28 protein-coding genes are annotated in these 22,363 nt (G+C 42.0%); 2 read left to right on the plus strand and 26 right to left on the minus strand.

Translation table 11 applies throughout. The annotated features are described in order from the left end of the window. Positions 1-59 precede the first annotated feature (59 nt). The 20 genes from phoU to D8848_RS01305 all read right to left on the minus strand — a co-directional run bounded on the left by phoU (position 60) and on the right by D8848_RS01305 (position 15,284). Entirely contained in the window at positions 60-713 is a 654-nt protein-coding gene (phoU, locus tag D8848_RS01210) for a phosphate signaling complex protein PhoU (RefSeq protein WP_000946460.1), read from the minus strand. 11 nt (positions 714-724) lie between these two features. Beyond that, a complete protein-coding gene (pstB, locus tag D8848_RS01215) occupies positions 725-1,483 on the minus strand; it encodes a phosphate ABC transporter ATP-binding protein PstB (RefSeq protein WP_049542866.1) in 759 nt (252 codons plus the stop codon). Positions 1,484-1,495: 12 nt separating this feature from the next. Further along, positions 1,496-2,299 (minus strand): phosphate ABC transporter ATP-binding protein PstB, encoded by an 804-nt coding sequence (pstB, locus tag D8848_RS01220; protein ID WP_000049848.1) that lies wholly within the window; start codon positions 2,297-2,299, stop codon positions 1,496-1,498. 10 nt (positions 2,300-2,309) lie between these two features. Further along, positions 2,310-3,194: a phosphate ABC transporter permease PstA gene (gene pstA, locus D8848_RS01225; protein ID WP_000543046.1), complete on the minus strand. Its 885-nt coding sequence runs from the start codon at positions 3,192-3,194 to the stop codon at positions 2,310-2,312. Further along, entirely contained in the window at positions 3,184-4,101 is a 918-nt protein-coding gene (pstC, locus tag D8848_RS01230) for a phosphate ABC transporter permease subunit PstC (protein ID WP_001070903.1), read from the minus strand. Before pstC ends, pstA begins: the two co-directional genes overlap by 11 nt. Beyond that, positions 4,101-4,979 carry a phosphate ABC transporter substrate-binding protein PstS family protein gene (locus D8848_RS01235; protein ID WP_004259857.1) on the minus strand — a complete coding sequence of 293 codons (879 nt, stop codon included), beginning with the start codon at positions 4,977-4,979 and terminating at the stop codon, positions 4,101-4,103. Before D8848_RS01235 ends, pstC begins: the two co-directional genes overlap by 1 nt. Before the next feature lie 220 nt (positions 4,980-5,199). After that, a complete protein-coding gene (locus tag D8848_RS01240) occupies positions 5,200-6,504 on the minus strand; it encodes an RsmF rRNA methyltransferase first C-terminal domain-containing protein (RefSeq protein ID WP_045606031.1) in 1,305 nt (434 codons plus the stop codon). Then, complete coding sequence (locus D8848_RS01245) at positions 6,505-7,278, minus strand: inositol monophosphatase family protein (protein ID WP_020903176.1); 774 nt, start codon at positions 7,276-7,278, stop codon at positions 6,505-6,507. Then, positions 7,268-7,546, minus strand: coding sequence for a UPF0223 family protein (locus tag D8848_RS01250; RefSeq protein ID WP_001041977.1), 279 nt, complete (start codon positions 7,544-7,546; stop codon positions 7,268-7,270). The genes D8848_RS01245 and D8848_RS01250 overlap by 11 nt, the downstream gene beginning before the upstream one ends. Further along, entirely contained in the window at positions 7,546-7,947 is a 402-nt protein-coding gene (locus tag D8848_RS01255) for a Spx/MgsR family RNA polymerase-binding regulatory protein (protein WP_000631254.1), read from the minus strand. The genes D8848_RS01250 and D8848_RS01255 overlap by 1 nt, the downstream gene beginning before the upstream one ends. Positions 7,948-8,159: 212 nt before the next feature. Next, positions 8,160-8,777 (minus strand): TIGR01906 family membrane protein, encoded by a 618-nt coding sequence (locus D8848_RS01260; protein WP_049502185.1) that lies wholly within the window; start codon positions 8,775-8,777, stop codon positions 8,160-8,162. Next, the gene (locus tag D8848_RS01265; protein ID WP_078238265.1) at positions 8,767-9,540 is read right to left on the minus strand and encodes a TIGR01457 family HAD-type hydrolase; all 774 of its coding nucleotides are present in this window, start codon (positions 9,538-9,540) and stop codon (positions 8,767-8,769) included. The genes D8848_RS01260 and D8848_RS01265 overlap by 11 nt, the downstream gene beginning before the upstream one ends. 9 nt (positions 9,541-9,549) lie before the next feature. Next, positions 9,550-10,287 (minus strand): acyl-[acyl-carrier-protein] thioesterase, encoded by a 738-nt coding sequence (locus D8848_RS01270; protein ID WP_125442887.1) that lies wholly within the window; start codon positions 10,285-10,287, stop codon positions 9,550-9,552. Positions 10,288-10,291: 4 nt separating this feature from the next. Then, positions 10,292-11,422, minus strand: a complete 1,131-nt coding sequence (gene hemW, locus D8848_RS01275) for a radical SAM family heme chaperone HemW (RefSeq protein WP_125442888.1) — start codon at positions 11,420-11,422, stop codon at positions 10,292-10,294. Between the two features lie 83 nt (positions 11,423-11,505). Next, positions 11,506-11,895: a YtxH domain-containing protein gene (locus D8848_RS01280; protein ID WP_125442889.1), complete on the minus strand. Its 390-nt coding sequence runs from the start codon at positions 11,893-11,895 to the stop codon at positions 11,506-11,508. Between the two features lie 15 nt (positions 11,896-11,910). Beyond that, the gene (locus D8848_RS01285) at positions 11,911-12,294 is read right to left on the minus strand and encodes a DUF948 domain-containing protein (RefSeq protein WP_125442890.1); all 384 of its coding nucleotides are present in this window, start codon (positions 12,292-12,294) and stop codon (positions 11,911-11,913) included. Further along, positions 12,295-13,083, minus strand: a complete 789-nt coding sequence (gene lgt / locus D8848_RS01290) for a prolipoprotein diacylglyceryl transferase (protein ID WP_049487860.1) — start codon at positions 13,081-13,083, stop codon at positions 12,295-12,297. Continuing rightward, on the minus strand, positions 13,076-14,011 hold the full coding sequence (gene hprK / locus D8848_RS01295; RefSeq protein WP_000115155.1) for an HPr(Ser) kinase/phosphatase: 936 nt from the start codon (positions 14,009-14,011) through the stop codon (positions 13,076-13,078). Before hprK ends, lgt begins: the two co-directional genes overlap by 8 nt. A 235-nt stretch (positions 14,012-14,246) precedes the next feature. Further along, complete coding sequence (rpsU, locus tag D8848_RS01300; RefSeq protein ID WP_000048054.1) at positions 14,247-14,423, minus strand: 30S ribosomal protein S21; 177 nt, start codon at positions 14,421-14,423, stop codon at positions 14,247-14,249. Between the two features lie 153 nt (positions 14,424-14,576). Then, positions 14,577-15,284 carry a glucosamine-6-phosphate deaminase gene (locus D8848_RS01305; protein WP_049499531.1) on the minus strand — a complete coding sequence of 236 codons (708 nt, stop codon included), beginning with the start codon at positions 15,282-15,284 and terminating at the stop codon, positions 14,577-14,579. 150 nt (positions 15,285-15,434) lie between these two features. Here D8848_RS01305 and queA point away from each other — a divergent pair, with 150 nt between their 5' ends. Further along, on the plus strand, positions 15,435-16,463 hold the full coding sequence (gene queA, locus D8848_RS01310) for a tRNA preQ1(34) S-adenosylmethionine ribosyltransferase-isomerase QueA (RefSeq protein WP_125443006.1): 1,029 nt from the start codon (positions 15,435-15,437) through the stop codon (positions 16,461-16,463). Positions 16,464-16,543: 80 nt separating this feature from the next. On the opposite strand, the gene D8848_RS01315 is transcribed toward queA, so the two are convergent. From D8848_RS01315 to mnmL, 5 genes are all read right to left on the minus strand, one after another. Beyond that, positions 16,544-17,404: a YihY/virulence factor BrkB family protein gene (locus D8848_RS01315; RefSeq protein WP_125442891.1), complete on the minus strand. Its 861-nt coding sequence runs from the start codon at positions 17,402-17,404 to the stop codon at positions 16,544-16,546. A gap of 132 nt (positions 17,405-17,536) precedes the next feature. Next, complete coding sequence (locus D8848_RS01320; protein ID WP_125442892.1) at positions 17,537-19,591, minus strand: cation:proton antiporter; 2,055 nt, start codon at positions 19,589-19,591, stop codon at positions 17,537-17,539. Between the two features lie 11 nt (positions 19,592-19,602). Continuing rightward, positions 19,603-19,857, minus strand: a complete 255-nt coding sequence (locus tag D8848_RS01325) for a hypothetical protein (protein ID WP_000361085.1) — start codon at positions 19,855-19,857, stop codon at positions 19,603-19,605. Next, positions 19,850-20,407 (minus strand): tRNA 5-(aminomethyl)-2-thiouridylate-methyltransferase MnmM, encoded by a 558-nt coding sequence (gene mnmM / locus D8848_RS01330; RefSeq protein WP_185756831.1) that lies wholly within the window; start codon positions 20,405-20,407, stop codon positions 19,850-19,852. Before mnmM ends, D8848_RS01325 begins: the two co-directional genes overlap by 8 nt. Then, complete coding sequence (gene mnmL / locus D8848_RS01335; protein ID WP_125442894.1) at positions 20,391-21,347, minus strand: tRNA modification radical SAM protein MnmL/YtqA; 957 nt, start codon at positions 21,345-21,347, stop codon at positions 20,391-20,393. The genes mnmM and mnmL overlap by 17 nt, the downstream gene beginning before the upstream one ends. Positions 21,348-21,438: 91 nt before the next feature. Here mnmL and D8848_RS01340 point away from each other — a divergent pair, with 91 nt between their 5' ends. Next, a complete protein-coding gene (locus D8848_RS01340) occupies positions 21,439-21,798 on the plus strand; it encodes a DUF3397 domain-containing protein (protein WP_004236494.1) in 360 nt (119 codons plus the stop codon). 80 nt (positions 21,799-21,878) lie between these two features. Here the strand turns inward: D8848_RS01340 and D8848_RS01345 are convergent, their stop codons facing one another. Further along, positions 21,879-22,187, minus strand: coding sequence for a hypothetical protein (locus D8848_RS01345; RefSeq protein ID WP_033686795.1), 309 nt, complete (start codon positions 22,185-22,187; stop codon positions 21,879-21,881). Between the last annotated feature and the right edge of the window lie 176 nt (positions 22,188-22,363).

The following is a 22,363-nucleotide window of genomic DNA, read 5'->3' on the forward strand; positions in this document are numbered from 1 at the left end:
TTCAATAAAAGGAGCTATCAATTGATTTAAAGCTCCTTTTTATACAGAATGAACCTATTTTATAGTTCGACAATCTTACCTGTTTCAAAGTAAACAACCCATTCACAGATATTCTTGGCATAGTCTCCAATACGTTCCAAGAAGGCAATCACTTGGAAGTAATCACGACCTGTAACAATGGCATCAGGATTTTTTTTGATTTCTTCTGTAGCCAAGTCACGAATACTATCAAAGTAATGGTTGATTTTTTCATCCATTGCTGCTACTTCATAGGCCTGGTCTACTGAACCATTGAGATAGAGTTCTAGGGCTGCTTCAACGAAGTTCTTGACATCGCGACCCATTCTCTTGATTTCTTCTTCAACAGCTGGGATACGTTGCTCCCCCTTCATACGAATGGCTGCTCTTGCAATGGAAACAGCATGGTCCCCCATACGTTCCAAGTCTGATACAGCCTTCAAGACTGTTAGAACAGTACGCAAGTCCTGAGAAACCGGTTGTTGAAGGGCAATCATTTCAAATGATTTCTTCTCCAATTTCACTTCGTATTCGTTTACTTCTGCATCATCTTCGATAACTTCCTTGGCCAAATCACGGTCATGCGTAACAAAGGCACGCACTGTCCGATTGATTTGGGATAGCACTTCTTGTCCCATAGCATAGAACTGGTTGTGCAATTTCTCCAAATCTTCTTCAAATTGAGAACGTAACATCATTTATCTCCTTATCCAAATTTTCCTGAAATATAATCTTCTGTTTCCTTGTGTTGTGGGTTTAGGAACATCTTCTTGGTATCGTTAAACTCGATTAAATCTCCATCTAGGAAAAATCCTGTCTTGTCAGAAATACGAGAAGCTTGTTGCATGGAACGCGTAACCAAGAGCATGGTATATCTATCTTTTAGACCATACAAGGTTTCCTCAATCTTACCAGCCGAGATAGGGTCCAAGGCTGAAGTCGGTTCATCCAAGAGAATGATTTTAGGACTTGTTGCCAAGACACGGGCAACACAGACACGTTGCTGTTGTCCACCTGAAAGCCCGATAGCTGAATCATGCAGGCGATCCTTGACCTCATCCCAGATAGAAGCTCGTTGTAGGGCTTTTTCTACCGCTTCATCCAGAACCTGCTTATCCTTCACTCCATTGATACGAAGTCCGTAAACAACATTTTCGTAGATAGACATAGGAAAGGGGTTTGGTTGTTGGAAAACCATACCGATTTCCTTCCGCAATTCAACTGTATCTGTACGTGGACTGTAGATGTTGTGACCATTATAAACTACTGAACCAGTTGTGGTTACCTCTGGATTGAGATCCCCCATGCGGTTGATAGCCTTTAGGAGGGTTGATTTCCCTGATCCAGATGGACCGATCAAGGCTGTAATTTCCTTAGGTTGGAAAGATAGGGAAACACTATTCAAGGCCTTCTTTTGATTGTAGTAAACGGACAGGTCTGACACCTGTAAAATCGCTTCTGTCATACTGTTTCCTTTCTATCCAAAGTGTCCTGTCACGTAGTCATTGGTTGACTGTAGTTTGGCATTTTGGAAAATATTAGAGGTCTTATCGTACTCGATCAAGTCACCCAAGTAGAAAAATCCTGTGTAGTCACTAGCACGCGCAGCCTGCTGCATACTGTGGGTCACGATAATGATGGTGAAATCCTTCTTCAACTCCAACATGGTTTCTTCCAACTGGGCTGTCGCAATCGGATCCAAGGCTGACGCTGGTTCATCCATCAAGAGGATATCTGGCTTGACAGAGATGGCGCGAGCGATACAGAGACGCTGTTGCTGACCACCTGATAGGGTCAAGGCTGACTTGTGCAAATCGTCTTTGACCTGATCCCAAAGGGCAGCCTGACGAAGAGAAGTTTCCACAATTTCATCCAAGACTTGCTTGTCCTTAACCCCTGCACGTTCATGGGCAAAAGTGATATTGCGGTAGATAGATTTGGCAAATGGATTTGGGCGCTGGAAGACCATCCCGATGTGTTTACGCATTTCATAAACGTTGATTTCTGGACGGTTGACATCAATCCCTTGATAGAGAATTTGACCTGTTACCTTGGCAATATCAATGGTATCATTCATGCGATTGAGACTGCGGAGGTAGGTTGATTTCCCTGAACCAGAAGGGCCAATTAAGGCTGTAATTTTATTTTTTTCAAATTGCATATCGATGCCCTTAATAGATTCATTTTTACCATAGTAAACATGTAAATCCTTAGTAGAGAGGGCCACTTTCTCTTCAGGAAAGGTGATGATATGCTTTTCATCCCAATTATATTTTGACATGGCTTCTCCTTTAGGCAGCGGTTAATTTCTTATGTAGGTAGCTTCCGAGTTTACGGGCTCCAAAGTTAAAGATGAGGATAAAGATGAGGAGCACGGCAGCAGAACCTGCTGATACGATGGTTCCATCTGGAATGGTTCCTTCGCTATTGACTTTCCAGATATGGACAGCCAAGGTTTCTGCTTGACGGAAGATAGAGATTGGGCTGGTCACACTGAGAATATTCCAGTTAGACCAGTCAAGGGCTGGAGCAGATTGTCCTGCTGTATAAATCAAAGCAGCCGCCTCACCAAAGATACGACCAGAGGCCAAGACGACACCCGTTACAATACCTGGAAGGGCTTCTGGAATAACCACATGGACCACAGTCTCCCAACGAGAAATCCCAAGGGCCAGACCAGCCTCACGTTGCGTATGGTGAACATGTTTCAAGCTATCTTCAACATTACGAGTCATCTGAGGCAGGTTAAAGACTGTCAAGGCCAAGGCACCTGAAATGATTGAAAATCCATACTCAAACTGAACTACAAAGATCAAATAACCAAAGAGACCCACAACCACTGATGGCAGTGAAGACAAGATTTCAATACAGGTTCTGACAAAATTGGTCACAGGACCTTTTTTAGCATATTCAGCTAGGAAAATCCCAGCCCCCATAGACAAAGGCACAGAGATAATCAAGGTAATGACCAAAAGGAAGAAGGAATTATAGAGCTGAATTCCAATCCCTCCGCCTGCTTGGTAAGAAGAGGATTTGCCAGTCAAGAAAGACCAAGAGATGTGGGGCAAACCACGAACCAAGATATAAAGAATCAAGGATGCCAAGATGGCCACAATAATCCCTGCAATCGAGTAGAGGACAGCTGTTGCAATTTTATCTAATTTCTTAGCGTGCATAGTTTTTCTTTCCTCTTTCTTTCGTAATCAATTTAATCACACTGTTGAAGGCCAAACTCATCAAGAGCAAGACTAAGGCCAGTGACCAGAGAACGTTATTATCAACTGTTCCCATAACGGTATTTCCGATACCCATGGTCAAAACAGAGGTCAAGGTCGCAGCAGGCGTTGTCAATGAAGTTGGGACAACGGCTGAGTTTCCGACCACCATCTGAATAGCCAAGGCTTCACCAAAGGCACGCGCCATCCCAAAAACCACTGCGGTAAAAATCCCTGAACGCGCCGCCTTCAAGGTCACACGCCAGATGGTTTGCCAGCGAGTGGCCCCCATAGCCAAACTAGCTTCACGATAATGACGAGGCACCGCACGCAAGCTATCGGTTGTCATAAAGGTTACCGTCGGTAAGATCATGACAAAGAGAACGAAAATCCCTGACAAAATCCCAAAACCAGTTCCACCAAAGACACTACGGACAAAAGGAACTACGACCTGCAAACCGATAAATCCATACACGACTGAAGGAATCCCGACAAGCAATTCAATGGCTGGTTGCAAGATTCTAGCACCTTTTGGTGAGACCTCCGTCATAAAGACTGCTGCTCCAATAGCAAAAGGAGTTGCAATGAGAGCTGATAAAATCGTTACTATAAAAGAGCCCAAAATCATGGGAAGGGCACCAAATTGCTTACCTGAAGGATTCCATGTTTGGCCAAATAGGAAATCAAAGATGTTGACCCCATTGACAAAGAAGGTCGACAAACCTTTTTGGGCTACGAAAATCAAAATCATAGCCACAATAATGACAATCAAAGACAGACAGGCAAAGGTCAAGCCTTTTCCTAATTTCTCTAGACGAGAGTTCTTTGAGGGAGAAAGTAATTTTTTAGCTAATTCTTCTTGATTCATTAGTGACTCCCTTCTAGTGCTGTCACCGTTCCAACAGCGTCTTTTTCAACCTTCATTTCCTTGACAGAAATATAGCCCATTCCCTTAACGATTCCGCTTTGCGCTTCATCTGAGAGGACAAAGTTAAGAAATTCTGCCACTAATTCATTCGGCTGACCTAGAGTATACATGTGTTCATAAGACCACAAAGGCCAGTTATTGGTTGTTACATTTTCTGCAATCGGCTCATAGCCGTTCAACTTCATGCGTTTAACCGAGTCATCCACATAGGCAAAGGCTAGGTAAGAAATGGCTCCTGGTGTCTGAGAAACAATGTTTTTGACCATCCCATTTGAATCCTGTTCTTGACTCTGCACGGCAGATTGACCATCCATGATAACACTATCAAAGGTTGCACGTGAACCTGAACTTGCCGCACGGTTGATAATAGAAATGGCTAGGTCTTTCCCACCTACCTCTTTCCAGTTGGTCACTTGACCTGTGAAGATGCTACGGAGTTGTTCAGTTGTCAGATTTTCAACGTCAACTTCCTTGTTCACAATAACTGCCAAGCCCGCTACAGCAACCTTATGGTCCACTAGAGCGGATGCGTTGATACCGTCTTTTTCCTCGGCAAATACGTCTGAATTTCCTACATCAACAGCTCCAGACTGAACCTGAGACAGACCTGTACCAGATCCACCACCTTGGACATTAACTGTTTTTCCAACGTGCATAGAACCAAATTCATCTGCTGCTGCTTCGACCAAAGGCTGAAGAGCCGTTGAGCCAACAGCTGTCATGGATTCTCCACGATCAATCCAGCTAGCACATCCCGCCAAAGAACCTGCCAGCAAAAGAGCTGCAAGGGATAGAGCGAGTTTTTTCCTTTTTTTCACTGTTTTTCTCCTTGAAAATAATGGTGAATGCTGTGAATTTTTTCAACTATTTATTTATGTTTTTCTTTTGAAAATTGGGAGCCAACTGAAGTTGCTAGCTTGGTTTTACTAGTCATTTGCTCAGTTACCTTTTCCACCAATTTTGACTTAAAATGAAAGACAATTTGAAAAAAATCCATACTTCCACTATAACATAGACAAGCTACTTTGACTAGCATTTTCACTTGAATCTAAGGCCTTTTGGAAAATAATTTTTCAAAACATTTCCAGTCACCTTAGCAAAGCCCAAACCATTTCCTTGAACCAAAACTTGGTACCAACCATTTGGCAGACTTTCCGCCAGCTGAACGGTTTCTCCAGCGACATACTTTACAAACGCTTCTTGGTCAATTTCAACCGACTGCTTGACCTGACTCGGTTTCAAGGCTAGACCAAGAGCAAAACTAGGTTCAAAACGTTTCTTCTTAAAAGTGCCCAGATGCAGGCCATTCCGAGCAATCTTGAGTTTCCCTATATCTGGCAAGAATTCGGGCAGAAGATAGAGTTGGTCTCCAAAAGTCTGCAAGATACCCGGTAGATTGACCTTCAAATGTTTTTGGGCAAATTCCTGCCACAAGGCAACTTGTTCTCGGCTGAGATTGCTCTTACTCGTCTTACATTTAGGTGTTGGATTTTCACCCTTAAACTGTAGATGAGCTACAAACTGCCCCTCTCCCTTAAAATGATGAGGGTACATCCGAGCCGTTTCTGGCAAGTCAATACCAGCTACCATTCCATTGATATGCTCTACTGGCAGCAAATCAAAATCATACTCTTCCAGTAGCCAATTGACAATTTCTTCGTTTTCCTCGGGTGCCCAGGTACAGGTTGAATAAACCAGACGACCACCTTCAGCTAGCATGGTCACTGCATCTGCTAGAATTTCTCTTTGCAAGCTAGCGCATTGACTCGGATAATCTAAGCTCCAATAGTCCATAGCATCTGGTTGCTTACGGAACATCCCTTCCCCTGAGCAAGGGGCATCAAGGACAATGAGGTCAAAATAGCCCTTAAAAACCTTGGCCAAGCGGTCAGCAGATTCATTGGTCACTACGACATTTGTCGCTCCAAAGCGCTCCATGTTTTCTACTAAAATCTTAGCCCGTTTGCTTGAAATTTCATTGGAAACGAGAAGACCCTCCCCTGCTAGATAGGCTGCTAATTGAGTTGATTTACCACCCGGTGCAGCAGCCAGATCCAAGACCTTCATACCAGGACTGGGCTGGGCTACCTGAGCAACCATCTGGGCAGCAGGTTCTTGCGAATAAACCAAACCAGTAGCATGCTCAGGCGATTTCCCTGAAACCTTACCATAGTGGCCCCAAGGAGTTTGAGGAATGGGATCAGAAAAGGAAGCTGGCGCTTCTTTTAAAGGATTGACCCGAAAGGCAGAAACCGCTTCCTCCTCAAAAGAGGCAAGAAAATCTCTTGCCTCATCTCCTAGTATCTCTTCATATTTTTCAACAAATCCTTCTGGAAATTGCATCTAAGTTCTTTTCCTTTCGTAAATATAGGACTGAATTTCCTCCTGAATCTCAAGAGGTAGCATCATGACCGGTTGTCTGGTTTGAAAATCAAGCGGTTGACCAGATAGGGTCACAACCCGATAGCCCAGACTTTCCCCTAAAATACTAGCAGCAGCATAATCCCATGGTTGCAGATAAGTGACATAGGTCAACAAATGCCCTGACAAAATCTTGGCAAAACTAATGGCCGCACTCCCATAGACACGTACACCTAGGACAGCTCGACCCAAATCAGCCAAGCCCCATTCATTGGTTTCCAGCATACCACTATTCCCTGCAATGAGAAAATCTCCAAGTGGTTTTGCTTTAAAGGGAGCTAGGGGCTGATCATTTAGACAAACTGGAAAGGCTCCACCACCGTGATAACAATCCCCCTTGACCACATCATAAATCAGGCCAAACTGTCCCTGACCATTTTCAAAATAAGCCATCATAACAGCAAAATCTTCCTGCTGGGCTACAAAATTATTTGTACCATCAATTGGATCAATGACCCAAACCTTGCCCTCTTGAACCGAAGCTCGCAGACAACCTTCTTCAGCACAAATCTTATCCTCAGGATAACGAGACAAAATCTCACTAACCAAGAGTTCCTGAACTTCCTTGTCCAGTCTGGTCACCAAATCTGTTGGAGAGGACTTGGTTTCAACACACAAGTCTTCCTGCATATGGTCAAGAATGTACTGACCCGCCTTATTGACAAGCTCTTTAGCAAATTCAAATTTACTTTCCAAGAGAAATCTTCCCTTCCCCTTTTTCCTTGGCAGTCTGAACTGCTCGATAAAGCGAATAGCCACTAACTGTTTCAAATTCTCGTCCCAAACGTTTTTCTTCGCTCTTGCTTGGCACGACCGCTTTGAATCCCTTATAGGAGTCCAGTAACTTTTTAGCCTCTACCTTGCCTTCATAGGCAGCTTCAACATCATTAAAAAAAGAAAGCACTGAAGCAAGTTCTTCAGTGCTCCACGACAAATCTAGTGGGTAACTATACTGTTTGTTCATTAACTAATACCAGCTCTCATTCTTGCTTCTTTTAGTTCTTGCTTACGGTAACTACGAGGGAGAAAAGCACGAATCTCATCTTCATTAAAACCGATTTGCATACGTTTGGCATCGATAATAATTGGACGACGCAAAAGACTAGGATACTGCTCAATCAAATGAAGCAATTCTGATACCGAAATACTTTCTACATCAATATCTAATTTTTGAAAAATTTTTGAACGAGTTGAAATGATGTCATCAGTACCATTTTCGGTCAAGGAAAGAATGTGTTGCAATTCTTTTCTCGTTAAAGGACTGGTCATAATATTGTGCTCCTCAAAGGGCACCTTATGTTTTTCTAACCAGGCCTTCGCCTTACGACATGAAGTACAGCTCGGTGATAGAAATAGTGTAATCATGCTTTTCTCTTCTTATCTATACTTTGCTAGTTCTATTATACAAAAAAATAAAGCGCTTGACTAGAGATTTTTAGAAAAAAAAGCCTATTTTTTCAAGAAAAATAGACTGTTTGCGAACGATTGATACATTTTGGATTTGGTTAATTCATTCTTGACAATAGTTTCGAATCACATACCTAATTGATTTATGCAAAATAAGAATATCTTTCGTTTCACTTCCTACGGCTTTTCAGGTATAGAAAACCAAAGAAGCTTTCATAGAGGGCAAAAAAGAGGAGGAAGGCATGTAGGAAGAAGGTCTCTGGTAAAATTAAAATAACTGGATCCTTGGCTGGGTCAAAAAGCCAGGTATCATCTCCCACAAAGAGAATTTGATGGAAAAGGGTAAAGAATTGGTCAAAACCAATCAAAACTCCCCCAAGCCCAATCATCACAGGTAAGACTACTAGAGCCAAAAGCCCTTTACTAAATAGAGATAAAAAGCCCTTTTTCACAATCCCTTTGACAAAGACATAGAAACTTGGCAGTGTCACTAGAGCTACTAGCTGAACTAGGTGAAAGAGGTTCTTGACCACCGCAAAATGGTGCAGACCAGCTGCTGACGAACGAAAATCTGGCATCTGCAAGACCTGACTAAAAGGATTGGTCAGGTAATCCATCAAGATATGAAAGTTATATTGAATGGTTTCTGGTTTTAGATAAACTCGATCCGTCAAGTTCAGCCACTCAATCTCCAAAGGATAAAAAATCCAAGCCAAATAAATGGTCAAAAGAATTGAGAAGGAGAGGAGAAAGAGCATAGAGCTCCAAAAGGTCAGTTTAGTTTTCATCAAAGTTCCACTCCGCAAGGCTAGAAACCACATGAGTCGGTGCGATTGGCAGGTCTGCCACTTCTTCTGCCTTGGTAAAACCTGTTGTCACCAAGAGAGTTGGAATGCCATTGTCAATCCCAGCTCGAATATCAGTCAAATAATTGTCCCCAACCATGATTAATTCTTCACGTTCCAAACCTAAGTGCTCAACCGCCTTGTCCATAATGATGGCATTTGGTTTCCCAATATAAACAGGCTTCACTCGTGTTGCCACTTCAAGAAGGGTAATCAGTGAACCAGCACCAGGCAAAAGACCGCGCTCTGTAGGGATGTTGAGGTCAGGATTGGTTCCGATAAAGTGAGCTCCCTTTTGGATAGCTAGAGTTGCTGTCGCAAATTTTTCATAGTCAACTTGCCAGTCCAGACCTACTACCACATAGGCAGGATTATCCTTGTCTTCCACATAACCAGCCGCCTTGATGGCTTCCTTGAGCCCTGCTTCTCCGATGACATAGACCGTCTTTTCAAGCCCCAAGTCGTTCATATAGTCGATCGTTGCCAAAGTCGCTGTGTAGACAGTCGATAGGGGCGTATCGATATTAAAATTCTGAGCCAACATCTCCTGAACACTCTCTGGAGTGCGGGTTGTATTGTTGGTTACAAAGAGATAGGGGATATCCCGCTTTTGCAATTCATGGACAAAAGCCTCTCCAGCTGGGATTCTGTCTTTTCCCTTATAAATCGTTCCGTCTAAATCAATTAAATAGCCTTTGTATTTCATACTTTCTCCCTAATCCTTTTTTATTTCTTGCCAAGTGATGATAGCTTGGGCGTTGGTAGCCCCGTCACTTGTAATCTCATGCTTGCTTTCCAGTCCAGTCCGTTCAACAGCCGATGTAATCACCCCACCTGGTCGAACTTCCTTGACATACTTGAGGTTGATTTTCTTGGGAATATATTGGGTCAAAAAGTCGGCTCCCATGACCTCAAAAATCCAGTCTAGATACTTACTGTTATTAACATGACCATTCATATCTAAATCGTAAAAACGGACATGGTAATCCATGCTGATTGGATTTTCCAAACTTTGATATTTAGGTCCTCGCAGCAATTTTTTGGAAAACTCAGACTGGTAAGGAGCCACAATCTCAGGTTCGACAGCATGGACTTTTCGACTATCGCGGTTCATGAGAACAAAGGTCGCCATCATGTGGATAAGCTCCTGCCCCGTTTCATCATAAATGGTAAAGCGACGGTAGCAAAAGAGCCGATTGTAGCTCAAAGCTTCCGTTTCGATTGTAATTTCTTCCGCAAAACGAGGCAAACGAACCACCTCAATATCATAGTCTGTGATAATCCAGACCAGATTATGCTCTTCCAAAATAGTCTTATCACTAACTCCCAGCTCAATCGACTGCATCCCTGAAACTTGCAGGGACAGTAAAATCACATCTGGAAGTTTAATATGACCATTCATATCAGCCATATCAAAAGGAATTTTCATTTTCATTTGATAAGTTAAGCCCATCATCCTACTCCAAAATAAATCGTTCTGCTACGGTGTCTCCTAAAAAGAGACCTCTTTTTGTCATGCGTACGCGATCACCGTCTATTTGCATGAGACCTTGTTGAACCAAGTCCTTGACAATTTCTCCATAAAGCCCCTCAAACGACCGGTCGAATTTATCCTCAAATCGCGCCATGGAGACTCCTGATTTCTTGCGGAGACCTAGGAACATTTCCTCTTCCATTTGCTCCTTTTGACTCAGGTGTTCTTCTGTGATCCGAGCATTGCCTTCCTCAACTGCACTGAGATAATGACGAATGGGACCATGATTCTTATAGCGCACTCCATCTACATAACCAGATGCCCCAGCACCGATGCCATAGTATTCAGCATTGTCCCAGTACATGAGATTGTGGCGACTTTCAAAACCAGGCTTTGAGAAATTGGAAATCTCATAATGCTCAAAACCTGCTCGCTCCAGCTCTGCGATGATGTACTCAAACATCTCCGCTTCCAGTTCCTCCTTAGGCAGAGGCAATTTTCCTCGTCGCATACGGTTCATAAAGACCGTATGATTTTCCAAAATCAAGCTATACAGACTCATATGGGGAATATCCAACCCAATGGCTTTAGCCACATTTTCCTTGACCTGCTCCATGGTCTGACCAGGCAGTGCATAAATCAAATCAATGGAGATATTGTCAAAACCAGCCAGTTTCAGACGGTCGATATTTTCATAAATATCCTTCTCCAAATGACTGCGCCCAATCTTTTTCAGCATCTTGTCGTCAAAGGTCTGCACGCCTAGCGAAACACGATTGACAGCCGAGTTCTTCAAAACAGCAATCTTATCCGCGTCCAAGTCGCCTGGATTGGCTTCAATGGTCAACTCCTCCAAGACAGACAAGTCCAAGTTTTCAGTCAAGCCCTTCAATAACACCTCTAGTTGTGACGCTGACAAAGCTGTCGGTGTGCCACCACCGATATAGAGGGTTCTCAACTTTTTAATATCATAAGATTGAAACTCTTCTAACAGATGTTCCAAATAACTATCTACCGGCTGATTCTTGATAAAAACTTTTGAAAAGTCACAATAATAACAAATCTGGGTACAAAACGGAATGTGCACATAGGCTGACGTTGGTTTCTTCTGCATAGTACTTATTATACCACAAAGACAGACTACAAGAAAAAAATCACCATCCCCAGATACATAGTCCGTCCAGAGATGGTGATGATTTATTCTTCTATTATGTCAATAACAATCTCTTCTGATTCATCAAGAGTTTCGGCCTTTTCTTGCCATTGCGCCTTGAGATTATTGAATCGATCTTTTGATGCTTCTGTCGCTTGACGGGCACATGATTTGGCTTGAGCAAGGACACTGTCCACAGTGATTTCACCTGACTCAACCTGTTCTTTGGTTTTAAGAACAAAATCTGTAGCCTGCTCCTTGACTTCTGTCAGTTTTTCACAGACCTGCTCCTTGGCATACTCAGGATCTTCTCTCAAATCATCTAGAAAATCTTGAGCCTGACTGCAAACTTGTTTGCCCTTGTCGCTTGTTAAAAACAAGGCAAGAGCTGCACCTGAAACGGTTCCTAAAAGGATTGAGGATAGTTTACCCATAAGAATTCTCCTTTTTTATTTTTTGAAAAATTTACTTGCAAGACGAAGAGCTGACAAACTTGCACCAGTCTTAATGGTTTTTGAACCAGCTGATGAAGCTTTCTTGCTCAATACACGCGCATGGTCATTGAGATCTGAAACAGATAGAGATAAATCTGCAACAGCGCTAAAGAGTGGATCAATCGTTGCTACCTTGACATTAATATCATCTGCCAAGACATTGACCTTAGCCAGTAATTCATTGGTATAATGCAAGGTCACATCCACATCTGAAGTCAAGGTTTTAATCGTCTTCTCTGTTTCATCGATAACACGTCCAAGCTTTTGTACAGTAATGATTAGATACACTAAAAATACAATCAAAGCAAGGGCTACAAGAATATATGCAACTTCTAACATTTAATTTTCCTCCTCTGTAACATAGTAAGGGGCCTTCTTTCGATTTTGATATAGAATGATAAAAATACCCAGTCCGATAAGGACAACTGAAAGCCATTGAGACACTCGAAGGCCAAAGAACATGAGACTATCTGTTCGCATGCCTTCGATGACCATACGACCGAAACCATACCAAATCAAGTAAAAGGCAGTGATATGACCTCGTCTGAGACTCTTCCATTTTCGTCTGAATATCAAAATCAAAGCAAATCCAAGTAGATTCCATAGAGACTCATAAAGGAAGGTCGGTTGACGGTAGCTCCCCTCAATATACATCTGGTCACGGATAAAGCCAGGTAGATAATCCAAATTATCCACTGCTGCACCATAAGCTTCTTGGTTAAAGAAATTACCCCAGCGCCCCAGACTTTGGGCAATCATGACGCTAGGCGCCGCAATATCTAAGAAATCCCAAGTATTGATGAGCTTACGATCAGCAAAGATATAGAGGACAAGGGCACCAGTTATCAAACCACCGTAAATGGCCAAACCACCATTCCAAATGGCAAAAATTTCTCCTAAGTTCTGACTATAGTAATCAAAACGGAAAATAACATAGTAGAGACGAGCTCCTAAAATAGCCAGAGGAAAGGCTACTAAGATAAAATCTAAAATATCGTCTGGTATGATCTTCTTTCTAGGCGCTTCTTTCATGGTCAAATAAACCGCCAAAATCAAGCCTGTCACAATACACAAGGCATACCAACGAATGGCTAGAGGGCCTAGATGAATAGCAATTGGATCAAGCATTAGGCACCTCGTTTTGAGCAATGAGATTAGTCAAGCGTTCTTCGAACAAACGCGTCGCATCAAAGCCCATTTCCTTGGCACGATAATTCATGGCAGCTGCCTCAATCACAACAGAGATATTACGACCTGTTTTAACTGGAATACGAATACGAGGAATGGCTACGCCAGAAATTTCTATTTCCTCTGCATTGTTTCCAAGACGATCAAAAGTCTTATGTGTATCGTAATTTTCCAAGTAAACAGCCAACTGAACTTGTGAAGAGTCCTTGACAGCACTGGCACCGTAGAGGCTCATGACATCGATAATCCCAACCCCACGAATTTCAATCAGGTGTCTCAAGATTTCAGCAGGTTCACCCCAAAGAGTAATCTCGTCCTTGGCAAAGATATCGACCCGGTCATCAGCTACCAAGCGGTGACCACGTTTGACAAGCTCTAGACCTGTCTCACTCTTACCGATGCCACTATCGCCCTGAATCAAGACACCCATACCATAGATATCCATCAAGACACCGTGCACACTGGTACGTTCTGCCAAACGTGAATCCAGATAACTAGATAACTCTCCAGATAAACGACTGGTTGCCGTACGGCTGGTTAAAATGGCAATCTTACATTCTCTGGCTGCCTTTAGCATCTCCTCTGGAACCACCAAACCACGAGCAACAATGACCGCAGGTGTCTCAGGTAGAAACATTTTTTTCAAGACTTGGTAACGGTTGTGAGAGGACATCGAAACGAGATAGGACCACTCCTTCATTCCCAAAAGTTGAATCCGCTCAGGCGTATAATAGTCAAAATAGCCCGTCATTTCAAGACCAGGTCGCGTAATGTCCGCGGTATTAATTTCCTTTTCAAGTAATTCTGGTTCGCCATAGACAATGTCTAGTCTAAGCTTTTCAATCACTTCTTTTACTAAAACCGACATCATTTCCTCCTTCAATCGAGTTCTTTTTACTATTATATCAAATTGTCCTTAGAAGTTTCAGATTTTTGCAGGCTTTGAAGTATTTATTTATACTCAATGAAAATCAAAGAGCAAACTAGGAAACTAGCCGCAGACTGTACTTGAGTACGGCAAGGCGACGTTGACATGGTTTGAAGAGATTTTCGAAGAGTATTAAAAGAAAAAAGACTAGATTTCTCCAGCCTTTCATTTCTAATTAGAATTTTTTACGTTTACGAGCTGCTTCTGATTTACGTTTACGTTTTACAGAAGGTTTTTCATAGAATTCACGTTTGCGTGTTTCTTGAAGAGTACCAGCTTTAGTAACCGCACGTTTGAAACGACGAAGTGCGTCGTCAAGAGATTCATTCTTACGTACTACTGTTTTAGACATTTTTTTCACTCCCTTCAAGTTCAAGATCTATTCTATTCTACACGTAAAAGGAATAATTGTCAAGAAAAAATCCGGTTTAATTTTGATTTTTTTGCCATTTATTCAAGTCTTGAAAGCATCAATTAAATAGAGAAACTGAAAGAGTTCATTTTTTTATTTTTCTAACAAGCTGAGCGCTTCAGCATCTGCAATGATGGTCACATCAGGGTGATTTTGGAGGCTACTTGCTGGTAGGTTCTCAGTCACTGGGCCAGACACTGTTCCTGCAATGGCTTCTGCTTTCGACTCACCATAAGCAAATAGAAGGATTGACTTGGCATCCAAGATATTTTTAATCCCCATTGAAATGGCTTGAGTTGGGACGTCTTCAATCTTGTCAAAGAAACGTGCGTTTGCTTCAATAGTAGACTTGTCAAGTTCTACAAGGTGAGTTTGACTGTCAAATGGAGTACCGGGTTCATTAAATCCGATATGTCCATTGCGACCGATTCCCAAAATTTGGAGGTCAACTGGATGGTCAGCCAAAACTTGGTTGTAGCGTTCAACTTCAGCTTCAGCATTGTCCTTAACCCCACGAGGCAAGAAACTTTCTTTAAACGGTTTTTGGTTAAACAAGTTTTCTTGCATGAAGTAACGGTAAGACTGTGGATTATCTCCATCAAGTCCTACATACTCATCAAGGTTCACACTGGTTAAATTTGAAAAATCAAGGTCACTCTCAACAATTTCCTTGTAAAATTCAAGTGGGCTACTTCCAGTCGCAAGTCCTAGGGTTTTAGCGCCGTTGGCTATTTTTTCCTTCAAAATCTCAAAAGCAACTTTTCCACCTTCGATTTGGTTTTCAACTTTAATGACTTTCATCTTTTCATCCTCCGCTTTAATCTATATTTATTATATGGTATAGACCAATTTTTGTCAAGTAAAAACGATTTAATTTTCAAAAAAAGAGCGACTATACTTGAAACATGTTATAATGGATAAGATTAGAACTTAGAAAGAATGAACAAATATATGAATACAGCTGATTTTGATTTCCACTTACCCGAGGAATTGATTGCCCAAACGCCTCTTGAAAAACGGGACGCCTCTAAACTCCTCATCGTCAACCGTGAGACGGGAGAAATGCAGGATAAACACTTCCACTCTATTATTGATATGCTGGAACCTGGTGATGCTCTTGTTATGAACGACACCCGAGTTCTCCCTGCCCGCCTCTATGGTCAAAAAGAGGAGACAGGAGGCCATGTGGAACTTCTCCTCCTTAAAAACACTAGTGGAGACGAGTGGGAAGTTCTGGCAAAACCTGCCAAACGCCTCAAGGTCGGCACTCGCGTTAGCTTTGGTGATGGCCGTCTCAGCGCTGTTGTTACGGAAGAATTGACTCACGGGGGCCGCATTGTCCGCTTTGAATACCAAGGAATTTTCCTAGAAGTTTTGGAAAGTCTGGGTGAAATGCCGCTACCGCCTTATATCCATGAAAAACTGGATGACCGTGAACGCTATCAAACTGTTTACGCCAAGGAAAGTGGCTCTGCTGCTGCACCTACTGCTGGTCTTCACTTCACCAAAGAATTGCTGGCAGAAATCCAAGCTAAGGGTGTTCATCTAGTCTATCTGACTCTTCATGTCGGACTCGGAACCTTTAGACCCGTTTCAGTTGACAATCTGGACGAACACGAAATGCACTCAGAATTCTACCAGCTTTCTGAGGAAGCTGCTGCCACCCTTCGCTCTGTTAAGGAAAATGGTGGTCGCGTCATCGCTGTCGGAACCACTTCTATCCGCACCTTAGAGACTATTGGTTCCAAGTTTGATGGGCAAATCCAAGCAGATTCTGGCTGGACCAATATCTTTATCAAACCTGGCTATGAATGGAAGATCGTGGATGCCTTCTCAACCAACTTCCACCTGCCAAAATCAACTCTGGTCATGTTGGTTTCTGCCTTTGCAGGCCGTGAATTAATCTTAGACGCTTATCACCATGCCATTCAAGAACACTACCGCTTCTTTAGTTTTGGTGATGCCATGTTTATCTATTAATTTTCACAATCAAAAAGCGCATATTATCAAGGTTTTATAAAACCTGATAGTATGCGTTTTGTAATGGATAAAAAATGAAATTAATTTATTCTAAAGCTCGGATCTTTCAAACTCTGAACACTGGCATTGATCACCGCGCCGACAATCAAAATCTTAGCGATGAGAATAAACCAGAACATCATGACCACCACGACGACGGAACTGAAAAAACGGACGTCCACTAGATGATTGACATAATTGTTGACATAGACTGAAAAGATATTGAGCAGTAAGACCAGAGTCAACAAGACAAAGGCACTACCTGGCAATACAGAGCGAATCCTTCGCACCTTAACATTGGGCAGGAAATAATAAAGCATGACCAGGATGGCAAAAATCAAGGCATAGACCAAAGGGCCTGTTAGGTCTTGCAGATAATCAAAGAGAGGACTATCCGATTTCCAATAGCTTTTGATAAGGTTGAGAAGCATGCGACCAAAGACACTAAGAAATAGAGCTAAGGCAAATAGAATCTGCAAACCAAAACTGACAAACAAACTCATAAGCTGATGGGAAATCATTCCACGATTTTTTGCTACTCCGTAAGCTTTATTAAAGGCTTTCTGTAGGAAATTCATGGATTTTGAAAAGGTCCAGAGGGCTGATAAAACCGCAAAACTCAATAAGCCTGTTGACGGTTGGGTCAGCACTTCTGTAATAATCTTTGCCACCACATCATACATGCTTTCCGGCAAGAATTCATTGACAACCTTTAAAAAATTAGAAACTGGAATCCGAAAATAAGGGAGGATATTAACCACCACCAAAAGAAGTGGAAAAATCGAAATCAACCAATAGTAGGCTACAGCAACACTGGTCAACTCACTATCTGATGCTTGATAATAATGCAAAAAAGCTTTTAATAAAGGCTTATCTATCAGCTCTTTCCACCACTTTTTCATGTCACACTCCTTCACTTACAATCTTATACTCAATGAAAATCAAAGAGCAAACTAGGAAGCTAGCCGCAAGCTGTACTTGAGTACGGTAAGGCGACGCTGACGTGGTTTGAAGAGATTTTCGAAGAGTATTAACTAATTTCTTCTTACCAATTCCACCATATCATAAGGCAGGGTATTGGCAGCTTCCTTCAGAGAATAGTTCTCTAAGTTATTCACATTTTGTCGTAACTTCTTGGCATACTTGGTCGTAATCAATCGTTTTTCTTCATATTCGAAAATCAACTTGCGCTCCAGATAATAGCCTCTCAGCATTTCATCGATATTGTTGGGCTTAACACGGTTGATAACCCGTTCGACAAAGGCACCACTGGTAATAATAGCTGTTTCTCGGAGACGAGAATCCTGCATGAAACTGATTAAAGAACTCTTGTAAACCCCTTTAAGGTTCTCCAAACTTTCGATAATCATCTCTGTATTTTCTAGATAGAGCTCTGCAATTTGGTCATAGTCAAGAGCTCTGAGTTTCTGTGATTCTTCATTTTTCCAACTGCGGAAGGTCTTGCCAAGAGTAAAGACTTCGTGAAGGAGAAAACGTAAAATCCGCAAGGAAACAAGAAAATAATAGGTCAATCGTGACGCAAACTTGCGATTGATACTTTGTTCCATGTTTTTCAAATAACGTTGGTAGACTCGATAGGCACGCTCACTCATCTTGTCCTCTTCGTAAGCCTGCTCTAAACCATCACTTCCAATACTGAGGATAAGAAGTTTCAAGGCCTCCCAGTCTTCTTGAGCCCCTTTATTTTCTTGACTCAGGATGAGATTTTCAATACGTCCATGGTAATTGTCAATAGCCGCATAGAGGGGAAGTTTATTTTTGGTGTCTTCCAACTCTTTTTCCAACTCTAGCGTCACTTCATTCAAAATGCCAATATGCATGAGATAGTCCTTGCTTTCTTCCTGTTCATCAGAAAGATGAGGCAGGACCAAGAGACCTGTTAAAAAACTGACAAGCGTCACCCCTGCGACAAGGAAAAGTAAGATTGGATATTCCTGCTCTAGATTACTTGGTATCAGAAGAATCGTAGCAATAGACACCGTTCCCTTAACACCTGAGAAGGTCAAAAGAAGCATATCCTTCATATACTTATTCAGTTTCTTCTTGAGGCGTCGGGTCCTATAGGCATAGTAGCCATAGATCATGACAAAACGAATGGCAAAGAGGACAAAGGTAAGAGCGACAAGAGATACCAGCAAGAGCAGAGGATTATAGATTGGATTGGTCAAGATAGGTTCTGCTATCATTTCCAACTCCATCCCTAAAATCACAAAGACAGAACCGTTCAGCATAAAGTTCACTGTATGCCAGACCGTCTCGGTCACCGTATCCACTTGGGCTTCGAGGAGCGTAATTTTCTTAAAACGGCTTGCCTTTAAAATCCCAGCAACTACAACGGCAATAATCCCAGAAACGTGTACTTCTTCTGCCAGGAAGAAGGTCACCAGGGGCAAACTCAATTCTAATAAAAGTTCGCTGGCAATATCCGTTGCTCTCACACTTAGCAAGAAACCATGGAGGAAACGGTTGGTCATGGCTGTTAAAAAGCCAATCAAAAAACCGCCTAGGATTGAAAAGATGAGCGAACTACTCGCTTGCCCAAGGGAAAAGGCTCCAGTTGTCCAAGCTGTCAAAGCTACCTGAAAGGCAACCAAGCCAGAAGCATCATTCAAAAGTCCTTCACCTTTAAGGATATTAGACACGCGCTTAGGAAAGCTAAACCGCTCCGAAAGAGAAGCAAAAGCCACCAAGTCCGTAGGGCCAAGAGCTGCCCCAACAGCCAAGCAAGCTGCCAAAGGAAGGCTGAACCAAAGAAGGTGGGCCAAGCCACCCAAACTCAGGGTCGAGATGAAAATCACTGGAAATATGAGATAAACAATGATTCGCCAGTGTTTTAAAATAGCCGTAATATCTGCTTCCTTCGACTCTCGGAAAAGCAAGGGTCCAATAACCAGTGCCAAAAACAACTCTGTATTGAGGTGAAAGTCGGTATTGGGTAAAAAGAGACCAATCACAATTCCCAAAAGAATTTGCACCAAAGGGAGAGGCAAAAAGGGCAGGAGCTTATTGGTTGTACTTGAGACAATCAAGACCAGTAAAAATAGGATGAGGTAAATCAGTAATTCCACGCACTTCCTCCTTAATCTTTTTTACAACAAGATTCAAATATCTCCTTCTGCTCTTTGATTTTTTGGTCAATCTTGGAACAGTCTTTGTGCTCAATTTTTCTCTGGCACCGTTCCATCTCAAGAGCAACTAATTTTTTCTTGATTTTAAGCATTTTTTTGCTCATATGCGCTTGGTCTAGCACGCCCACCGCTCGTTCGTGGTGGGTTGACTCAACAAAATTCTGGCGCATGGCATCCAGCTTTTCACGTAGGTATTGTTTATCCATGTCTATATCTCTCTAATTTTTCAATCATTACTAAAAATGGTGGGTTGTTTACTTGGTTTAAAGTTCGGTAAATGGCAGCTGTGTACTCTTGTTGGTTCAACTGGCTCACAAAATCCAAGACAGCATCCCTCTCGAGGTCGCCTCCTTCATGACCATAGTAGATCATGATAGCAATCCGTCCCCCTTTGACAAGTAAGCCACACAGCTTTTCTAATGCTTCAATAGTTGTCTGAGGTTGGGTGATGACAGACTTATCAGCTGACGGCAAATAGCCCAGATTGAAAATCCCTGCCTTGGCTTCTGTCACAAACTGGTCCAGTGTCTCATGACCTTGCAAGATTAACTGGGCATTTGTTATTCCAGCTTGGTCCAAACGCTCCTTGGTCTTTTCCAAGGCTTGCTCCTGAATATCAAAAGCATAGACTTTCTGGGCTAGCTTGGCTAGAAAAAGCGTGTCATGACCATTTCCCATAGTCGCATCCACTACAATATCGTCCTGGGTTACTACCTCAGCCAAAAAATCATGTGCCATCTCAAGTGGTCTTTTCATTTTCAAACTCCTGTTTTACAGCCTTGCATCCTTGAACGCTTCCACGACGTCGCATTTCAGTTTCAATAGCATTTAGCACTTCCCATTTATTGAGGCTCCACATAGGCCCAATCAGCATATCCCTAGGTGCATCTCCTGTGATTCGATGGATGACGATATGCTTGGGAATGATTTCTAGTTGGTCGCAGATGACCTTGACATACTCGTCCTGACTCATCAACTGCAAACGTCCTTCGTGGTAATCTCGTTGCATACGAGTATTTGTCATAAGGTGGAGCAAATGCAGTTTAATCCCTTGAATATCATTGTCCGTTACACAGCGACGGACATTTTCAATCATCATCTCATGGGTTTCACCAGGCAAGCCATTAATAAGATGGGAAACAATCTCAATCTTGGGATACTTTCTCAAACGCTTGACCGTTTCCACGTACAACTCATAGGAATGGGCACGGTTAATTAGATCAGAGGTTGTTTCATAAGTGGTCTGCAAGCCTAATTCAACCGTCACATGCATGCGTTCCGACAACTCAGCCAAATACTCGATAGTTTCGTCTGGTAAACAGTCTGGTCGCGTTCCGATATTGATTCCGACCACACCTGGCTCATTGATAGCCTGCTCATAGCACTCTCGTATGACTTCCACCTTTTCATGGGTGTTGGTAAAATTTTGAAAATAAACCAGATACTTCTGAACATCCGGCCACTTACGGTGCATAAAGTCAATTTCCTTATAAAATTGCTCACGGATAGGCGCATCTGGTGCTACGATAGCATCTCCAGAACCTGAAACCGTACAAAAAGTACAGCCTCCATGAGCCACAGTCCCATCACGATTGGGACAGTCAAACCCCGCATCAATAGGGACTTTAAAGGTCTTTTCTCCAAATAGTTTTCGATAATAATCATTCAAGGTATTATAAGATTTCATAACTTTCATTATAACAAAAAACATCTACAATCTCAAAAGCCTGACTTTCCTATAAATTCCTCTGTTTCTCGTTTCCTTTAGCGATTTTTTATGATACAATATGGATATGATTTTAATGAAATTAGCATCTATTTTATTATTGATACTGACTCTAGTAGTCTGCATTATCATAACCAAACTTTTTAGATTAAAAAAACTAGGACGAAACTTTGCGGATTTGGCTTTTCCAGTCTTGGTATTTGAGTATTACCTTATTACAGCTAAAACCTTTACCCATAATTTCCTCCCTAGACTGGGCCTAGCCCTCTCAGTCCTAGCCATTATTCTCGTCTTTTTCTTCCTTCTGAAAAAACGCAGTTTTTACTATCCTAAATTCATCAAATTCTTCTGGCGTGCAGGATTCTTATTAACCCTTGTCATGTATATCGAGATGATTGTTGAATTGATGGCTCAGAAATAAAAAACTAAATCGAAAACACCTCAATCAAGCTAAAATACAATGATTGAAGTGTTTTTTCTTTATATCTTTTTTAATAATTCTTATTTTCCTTCTTTATCAGGAAAGAGATAACCAATACCTACACAAGCCAGCACACCCGCTCCAATTACCAAGCCACTTGAAATTGGCAAAAGGTCCAAAATTGCATTCGCAATAATAAAGGCAATAATCAAACACATCAGACTAGCCTTGTAGTCTTTTTTCAAAAGATTCTCTAGTGTGAAAAAGAGGAACAGCCCTACCGGAATCAATGACCAGAGGTTGACATTTAAACTTGGCCATCCAACAGAACCAAAATACACTACTGTCGCTGCTGCTACTAAAAATACAATCCCTAATAATTTTTTCATTTTTTATCTCCAATTTCTTTTTTATGAACTTGAGTTATCTGATAGTGACGCCTCACGTCCCTTACAAAAATCATTATAGCAGAGGTTAATTTCAAGAACAAGCTCTTTTGTCTATCTGGTCTCTATCTCGGTCTAAATGGTTCAATAGTTAAAATGAAAGAAAAAGAAGCCCTAAT

It is taken from the genome of Streptococcus mitis, assembly GCF_003942775.1.
Lineage (GTDB): Bacteria > Bacillota > Bacilli > Lactobacillales > Streptococcaceae > Streptococcus > Streptococcus mitis_CN.

What these genes read in the sequence shown, in the direction of transcription:
- phoU (WP_000946460.1), bottom strand. Translation starts at nt 713, where the DNA reads ATGTTACGTTCTCAATTTGAAGAAGATTTGGAGAAATTGCACAACCAG.
- pstB (WP_049542866.1), bottom strand. Translation starts at nt 1,483, where the DNA reads ATGACAGAAGCGATTTTACAGGTGTCAGACCTGTCCGTTTACTACAAT.
- pstB (WP_000049848.1), bottom strand. Translation starts at nt 2,299, where the DNA reads ATGTCAAAATATAATTGGGATGAAAAGCATATCATCACCTTTCCTGAA.
- pstA (WP_000543046.1), bottom strand. Translation starts at nt 3,194, where the DNA reads ATGCACGCTAAGAAATTAGATAAAATTGCAACAGCTGTCCTCTACTCG.
- pstC (WP_001070903.1), bottom strand. Translation starts at nt 4,101, where the DNA reads ATGAATCAAGAAGAATTAGCTAAAAAATTACTTTCTCCCTCAAAGAAC.
- D8848_RS01240 (WP_045606031.1), bottom strand. Translation starts at nt 6,504, where the DNA reads ATGCAATTTCCAGAAGGATTTGTTGAAAAATATGAAGAGATACTAGGA.
- D8848_RS01250 (WP_001041977.1), bottom strand. Translation starts at nt 7,546, where the DNA reads ATGAACAAACAGTATAGTTACCCACTAGATTTGTCGTGGAGCACTGAA.
- D8848_RS01255 (WP_000631254.1), bottom strand. Translation starts at nt 7,947, where the DNA reads ATGATTACACTATTTCTATCACCGAGCTGTACTTCATGTCGTAAGGCG.
- D8848_RS01260 (WP_049502185.1), bottom strand. Translation starts at nt 8,777, where the DNA reads ATGAAAACTAAACTGACCTTTTGGAGCTCTATGCTCTTTCTCCTCTCC.
- D8848_RS01265 (WP_078238265.1), bottom strand. Translation starts at nt 9,540, where the DNA reads ATGAAATACAAAGGCTATTTAATTGATTTAGACGGAACGATTTATAAG.
- D8848_RS01270 (WP_125442887.1), bottom strand. Translation starts at nt 10,287, where the DNA reads ATGGGCTTAACTTATCAAATGAAAATGAAAATTCCTTTTGATATGGCT.
- hemW (WP_125442888.1), bottom strand. Translation starts at nt 11,422, where the DNA reads ATGCAGAAGAAACCAACGTCAGCCTATGTGCACATTCCGTTTTGTACC.
- D8848_RS01280 (WP_125442889.1), bottom strand. Translation starts at nt 11,895, where the DNA reads ATGGGTAAACTATCCTCAATCCTTTTAGGAACCGTTTCAGGTGCAGCT.
- D8848_RS01285 (WP_125442890.1), bottom strand. Translation starts at nt 12,294, where the DNA reads ATGTTAGAAGTTGCATATATTCTTGTAGCCCTTGCTTTGATTGTATTT.
- lgt (WP_049487860.1), bottom strand. Translation starts at nt 13,083, where the DNA reads ATGCTTGATCCAATTGCTATTCATCTAGGCCCTCTAGCCATTCGTTGG.
- hprK (WP_000115155.1), bottom strand. Translation starts at nt 14,011, where the DNA reads ATGTCGGTTTTAGTAAAAGAAGTGATTGAAAAGCTTAGACTAGACATT.
- rpsU (WP_000048054.1), bottom strand. Translation starts at nt 14,423, where the DNA reads ATGTCTAAAACAGTAGTACGTAAGAATGAATCTCTTGACGACGCACTT.
- D8848_RS01305 (WP_049499531.1), bottom strand. Translation starts at nt 15,284, where the DNA reads ATGAAAGTCATTAAAGTTGAAAACCAAATCGAAGGTGGAAAAGTTGCT.
- queA (WP_125443006.1), top strand. Translation starts at nt 15,435, where the DNA reads ATGAATACAGCTGATTTTGATTTCCACTTACCCGAGGAATTGATTGCC.
- D8848_RS01315 (WP_125442891.1), bottom strand. Translation starts at nt 17,404, where the DNA reads ATGAAAAAGTGGTGGAAAGAGCTGATAGATAAGCCTTTATTAAAAGCT.
- D8848_RS01325 (WP_000361085.1), bottom strand. Translation starts at nt 19,857, where the DNA reads ATGGATAAACAATACCTACGTGAAAAGCTGGATGCCATGCGCCAGAAT.
- mnmM (WP_185756831.1), bottom strand. Translation starts at nt 20,407, where the DNA reads ATGAAAAGACCACTTGAGATGGCACATGATTTTTTGGCTGAGGTAGTA.
- mnmL (WP_125442894.1), bottom strand. Translation starts at nt 21,347, where the DNA reads ATGAAAGTTATGAAATCTTATAATACCTTGAATGATTATTATCGAAAA.
- D8848_RS01340 (WP_004236494.1), top strand. Translation starts at nt 21,439, where the DNA reads ATGGATATGATTTTAATGAAATTAGCATCTATTTTATTATTGATACTG.
- D8848_RS01345 (WP_033686795.1), bottom strand. Translation starts at nt 22,187, where the DNA reads ATGAAAAAATTATTAGGGATTGTATTTTTAGTAGCAGCAGCGACAGTA.